Origin of the sequence: Devosia sp. (assembly GCF_041917035.1) — a bacterium.
GTDB lineage: Bacteria > Pseudomonadota > Alphaproteobacteria > Rhizobiales > Devosiaceae > Devosia_A.
Window position 1 is genome coordinate 1 of record NZ_JAYRYM010000240.1, and the last position, 5663, is coordinate 5663.

At 68.4% G+C, this 5663-nt stretch carries 4 protein-coding genes and 1 pseudogene; 2 read left to right on the plus strand and 3 right to left on the minus strand.

What is annotated here, in order from left to right; translation table 11 throughout:
* On the minus strand, window positions 1-307 hold a 307-nt coding region (locus ACE3TU_RS18245), incomplete at its 3' end, for a tellurite resistance TerB family protein (protein ID WP_374626798.1).
* 189 nt (window positions 308-496) lie between these two features.
* Between ACE3TU_RS18245 and ACE3TU_RS18250 the strand changes: the two are divergent.
* Window positions 497-2056: pseudogene (locus ACE3TU_RS18250) on the plus strand (lysine--tRNA ligase); the annotation flags it as partial.
* A 27-nt stretch (window positions 2057-2083) separates the two neighbouring features.
* On the opposite strand, the gene ACE3TU_RS18255 reads toward ACE3TU_RS18250, so the two are convergent.
* Window positions 2084-3424, minus strand: a complete 1341-nt coding sequence (locus ACE3TU_RS18255; protein ID WP_374626800.1) for an MATE family efflux transporter — start codon at window positions 3422-3424, stop codon at window positions 2084-2086.
* A gap of 1 nt (window position 3425) precedes the next feature.
* Window positions 3426-4106, minus strand: coding sequence for a nucleoside/nucleotide kinase family protein (locus ACE3TU_RS18260; protein WP_374626803.1), 681 nt, complete (start codon window positions 4104-4106; stop codon window positions 3426-3428).
* 236 nt (window positions 4107-4342) lie between these two features.
* Here ACE3TU_RS18260 and ACE3TU_RS18265 point away from each other — a divergent pair.
* Window positions 4343-5663 (plus strand): DEAD/DEAH box helicase (locus ACE3TU_RS18265; protein ID WP_374626805.1); only part of this gene is annotated, 1321 nt, incomplete at its 3' end.

Consider the following 5663-nt stretch of genomic DNA (forward strand, 5'->3'; position numbering starts at 1 on the left):
GTTCCTCCTGCGGCAGGTGCAGGTCCACCACCGCAACTTCCACCGCGAAGGCATAGGCCGTGTCCTGCAGCCGATCCGGCAGCACTGCCACCGCCGCGTCCAGCACGCTGTCGAGCCCCTCGGCGTTAACGCGGTCGACGGCGGCATTGGCTACCGCTTCGAGGCGCGCCTTGTCGAAGCCCTCGAAGGCCGGCGAGCGGATGATCAGATCCTCGATCGAGTCGAGTTCATGCGAGGAAATGCCCTCGTCCGAGGAGGCGGTCACCACCATGATCGCGATCAGGGCATCGTGCAGTGAAAGGGCCATTTCCGTTTCCGAAGGCTGAAGGTGCGCATACCTAGGCATGCCGGAAACGCTTGGCAAGGCCGCTGTCCATTGACGCCGGGGCCCGGCTGGGGCAATTGAGCGGCCTTCTCAACCTGTTCCCCGACGAGGCCTGCCGTGCCTGCGAGCCTGCCCACCCTCGATCCAGACCTGTTCGATGCCGCGCAGAGCGCGCGCGCCTGGCCATTCGAGGAAGCCCGCAAACTGGTGGCCCGCGTCGAAAAGCGCGGGCTCACCGAGGTGCTGTTCGAGACCGGCTACGGTCCCTCGGGCCTGCCGCATATCGGCACCTTCGGCGAGGTGGCGCGCACCACCATGGTGCGCACCGCCTTCAGGCTCCTGACCCGCGACCAGGTGCCGACCCGCCTGCTGTGCTTTTCCGACGACATGGACGGGATGCGCAAGATCCCCGACAACGTGCCGTCCCGGGCCTTCCTCGAGCCCTACATCCAGATGCCGCTGACTTCGGTGCCGGACCCGTTCACCAACGAGTTCGAGAGCTTCGGCGCGCACAACAATGCCATGCTGCGGCGCTTCCTCGATACGTTCGGCTTCAACTACGAGTTCGCCAGCGCCACCGAGTACTACAGGGCCGGCAAGTTCGACGCCGTGCTGCGTCGCGCCGCCGAGCGCTATGACGACATCATGGCGGTGATGCTGCCCACCCTCGGCTCCGAGCGGCAGGAAACCTACTCGCCGTTCCTCCCCATCTCGCCGCAGTCGGGTCGCGTCCTCTACGTCCCGATGAAGCATGTCGATGCCGTCGCCGGCACCGTCACCTTTGACGACGAGGACGGCACCGAGACCACGCTCCCGGTCACCGGCGGTCACGTCAAGCTGCAGTGGAAGCCCGATTTCGGCATGCGCTGGGCCGCCCTCGGCGTCGATTTCGAGATGTTCGGCAAGGACCACCAGACCAACGCCCACATCTACGACCGGATCTGCGAGATCCTCGGCGGCGTGGCGCCCGAGCACTACGTCTACGAGCTCTTCCTCGACGAGAACGGCCAGAAGATCTCGAAGTCCAAGGGCAACGGCCTGACCATCGACGAGTGGCTGACCTACGCCTCGACCGAGAGCCTGGGACTCTACATGTTCCAGAAGCCGCGGGTCGCCAAGCGCCTCTATTTCGACGTCATCCCGCGCGCCATGGACGAGTATTACGCCTTCGTCGAGGCCTACCAGGCGCAGGATGTCGCCGCTCGCCTCGAAAACCCGGCCTTCCACGTGCATTTCGGCCACCCGCCGGCGGCGACGATGCCGATCACCTTCAGCCTCTTGCTGAACATCACCTCGGCCTCCAACGCCCACGACACCGACGTGCTCTGGGGCTTCATCTCGCGCTACGTGCCGGGCGCCACCGCCGCCACCCAGCCCGAGCTCGACCGGCTCGCCGGCTATGCCGTGCGCTACTTCAACGACCGGGTGAAGCCGACCAAGAGCTTCCGCGCCGCCACCGACAAGGAGCGCGCCGCGCTGCAGGACCTCGCCGATCAGCTCGCGCCCTTCGAAGGCTCACGCAGCGCCGAGGACCTGCAGAACCTCGTCTACGAAGTGGGCAAGGCGCACGCCTTCGAGCCGCTGCGCGATTGGTTCGGCGCCATCTACCAGGTGTTGCTCGGCGCCGACCAGGGCCCGCGCTTCGGCTCCTTCATCGCCCTCTACGGCGTGGCCGAGACGCGCAGGCTCATCGCCGATGCCCTGGCGGGAAAGCTGCTCAGGGCGGCGTGATCGCCGTCCGCCTTCCTCGCCCCCGGGCTAGGCCGTGAACAGCCCCGCCTTCTTGCGCTCGAGCGCCCACCAGTAGAAGCCCGAGCGCGCCACGAAGAAGATGTGGATCGCCAGCCACAGCCCGGTATTGCCCAGTCCCGCCTGCAGCGGGATCACCGAGACGAGGAAGATGGCGAGCGCCAGCACCATGCCGTTGCGCATCACCACGTTCAGCGTCGAGCCGACGAGAATGCCGTCATAGACGAAGGCCGGCATGCCGGTGAGCGACGAGAGCGCCGCGATCCACAGGAACCCCCGAGCATACTCGCGCACCGGCTCGCTGGTCGTCATGAAGTCGATCAGGAACCAGCCGCCCAGGAACCAGACGATGGCGAGCCCGAGCGCCAGCAGCGTTCCCCAGCGAAACGCCAGCCCATAGGCGCTCTCGTAGGCCGGCCGCCAGTTGGCGCCCACCGCCTTGCCGCACAGCTGTTCTGCCGCCTGCGCGATGCCGTCGAGGAAGAAGCCCGAGATCATCAGGAAGTTGAGCAGGATGGCATTGGCGCCGAGCGGCACCTCGCCCATCCGCGAGCCTTGCGCCGCGAACCAGGCATAGGCGCTCATCAATGCCAGCGAACGGATCATCAGGTCGCGGCTCAGGCCGAACATCCGCTTCAGCGCATGCCCGTGCAGCAGTTCGGCCGGCGTCATCAGTCCGATCAGCCGGCGCGCGCCGCCGAAGTGCCGGGCGAGCAGGGCAAGCCCGAGTCCCGCTGCGGCCACCTGGCCGAGGACCGTGCCGAGCGCCACGCCGGCGACCCCCCAGCCCAGGCCGTAGACCAGCCCCACCGAAAGCACGATATTGGTGATGTGGATGAGCAGTTGCAGCAGCATCCCGGTCTTGGCCGCCGCCCGGCCATAGAACCAGCCGAGCAGCGCGTAGTTGATCAGCGAGAACGGCGCCGCCCAGATCCGCACGTGGAAATAGGTCGCGAACGCGTCGGCAACCGCCGGCGTCGGCGCCATGGCGAGCCTGGAGAGGTCGAGCAGCGGCACCTGCAGCACGATCATCCCGAGCCCGACGATCACCGCGATGCCGATCGCCCGCACCACGTGCAGCAGCCCGTCGCGCGCATCGCGCGCCCCGATCGCCTGCGCCGTCAGCCCGGCCGTGCCGATCCTGAGGAAATAGGCCAGCGAAAAGATGAAGTCGAACACCAGCGCGCCGATCACCACTCCGCCCAGCAGCGCCGCATCGCCCTGCCGGCCGATCACCGTGATGTCGACCAGCCCGGCCAGCGGCTCGGTGATGAAGGCAACCGAGGCCGGCAGCGCAATGGCCCAGACATCGCGGGAGCGCACGTCGAACGGATAGCTGGGCCGGGTCATCTCAGGACTCGGCGACGAGGTCGATGGCGATGTCGGCGCGACCCCGCGAGCGCTTGACCAGATCGTAGTTGGCGAGGTCGACCCGCTCGACATGCTCGCGGTTGCGGGCCTCGCTGAACAGGCCGTGTTCGGCATGCCGCCTGAGCAGCCGCGCCTTCACCGTCTCGCGCGGCAGATCGACGAACACGGCGAGGTCGAGCAGCGGCCGCACCTGCCACCACGGCGCATTGGCGAGCAGCAGGTAGTTGCCCTCGACGACCAGCACCTTCGCCCTGGCGGGCACGACGAACGCGTCGACCACCACGTCCTCGATGGCACGTGAATAGCCCGGCCCGCTGACCGCCCCGGTCGCCGCCTTCAGCCCGGCAAGAAATTCTGCAAACGCGGCGCCCTCGAACGTATGCGGCGCCCCCTTGTCCTTCACCGTCCCCAGGTGCTCCAGCTTGCTGCGGCGCATGTGGAAACCGTCCATCGGCACGTAGGCGGCGATGCCGGGATCGGCCGCGTTCAGCGCCTCGACCAGCTTCACCGCCAGCGTCGATTTCCCCACTCCCGGCCCGCCTGCCAGCCCGATCGCGAAGCGCGCCCGGTTGGCGGAGAGCAGGGCGGTCGCCCGCTCCACCAGCAGGGTGAGCGCTGCCTCCGGCGTCAGCCGCAGCACCTGCGGTTCATTGTCGTTCATCGCCAAACCCTCCGGCGCCGCATCCCTACTGCATTCCATTGCTGGCGGGAATGCCGTTGAAGGTCGAGCGCCCGCACCCCCGCCCTCATCCCCTCCCCACAAGGGGAGGGAGGTTGATCGAGTCCGCAGCACTCTCAGTCGGCTCCCTCCCCCTTGTGGGGAGGGACCAAGGGTGGGGGTGGCCCCGCGCTCCCGTCCCATCAGTCGCCCTCTTGCCGCCCGCGCCCACGCCCCCCATACTGCGCACAAACCGGGAACGTCCCTTGCCCCTCCACCCCGAGATCCAGCGCTGGTTCGCCGCCAAGGGCTGGACCCCGCGCGCCCATCAGCTCGAGGTCCTCGCCGCCACCGAGGCCGGCGCCTCGGCGCTCCTCATCGCCCCAACCGGCGCCGGCAAGACGCTCGCCGGGTTCCTCCCCACCCTCAACGATCTCATCGGCACACCGCGCTCCGGGCTCCACACCCTCTATCTCTCGCCGCTGAAGGCGCTGGCTGTCGATGTCGAGCGCAATCTCGTCACCCCAATCGCCGAAATGCGCCTGCCCATCAAGGTCGAGTCGCGCACCGGCGATACCCCGGCGCACAAGCGCCAGCGCCAGCGCACGGCTCCGCCGCACATCCTGCTCACCACGCCCGAGCAGCTTGCCTTGCTGCTCTCCCATGCCGATGCGGCCTCGCTGTTCGGCGGGCTCAGGCGGATCGTGCTCGACGAGCTGCATGCCATGGTCACCAACAAGCGCGGCGAGCTGATGGCGCTGGGCCTCGCCCGGCTCGGCACCCTTGCGCCGCAGCTCCGCATCACCGCGCTCAGTGCCACGGTCGCCCAGCCCGGGCTGCTGCGCGACTGGATCGCCGCCCCGCTGCCGCATGCCGAGGCACGACTGCTGGTCGCCAGCGGCGGCGCCAGGCCGGAGATCAGCATCCTCGCCTCCGAGGAGCGCGTCCCCTGGGCCGGCCACTCGGCGCTCTACGCCATCCCCGAGCTCTACCGCACCATCAAGGACCACAACACCACGCTGCTGTTCGTCAACACCCGCTCGCAGGCCGAGCTGCTGTTCCAGGAGCTGTGGGCCGCCAACGAGGACATGCTGCCCATCGCCATGCACCACGGCTCCCTCGCCGTCGAGCAACGGCGCAAGGTCGAGGCGGCGATGTCGGAAGGTCGCCTGCGCGCCGTCGTATGCACCTCCACCCTCGATCTGGGCATCGACTGGGGCGATGTCGATCTCGTCGTGCAGGTCGGTGCCCCCAAGGGCGCCTCCCGCATGCTGCAGCGCATCGGCCGCGCCAATCACCGGCTCGACGAGCCGTCCAAGGCGCTGTTCGTCCCCTCCAACCGCTTCGAGGTGCTCGAGTGCGAGGCCGCGCTCGAGGCCGTCGAGAATGGTTCCCAGGACAGCGAGGACCCCGTTTCCGGCGGCCTCGACGTCCTCGCCCAGCACGTGCTCGGCACCGCCTGCGCGGCGCCCTTCGATCCGGTCGCGCTCCATGCCGAAATCCGCCGCGCCTGGCCATATCGCGACCTCGACTGGCACACCTTCGAGCGTGTCGTCGATT

What these genes read in the sequence shown, in the direction of transcription:
- ACE3TU_RS18255 (WP_374626800.1), bottom strand. Translation starts at nt 3,424, where the DNA reads ATGACCCGGCCCAGCTATCCGTTCGACGTGCGCTCCCGCGATGTCTGG.
- ACE3TU_RS18260 (WP_374626803.1), bottom strand. Translation starts at nt 4,106, where the DNA reads ATGAACGACAATGAACCGCAGGTGCTGCGGCTGACGCCGGAGGCAGCG.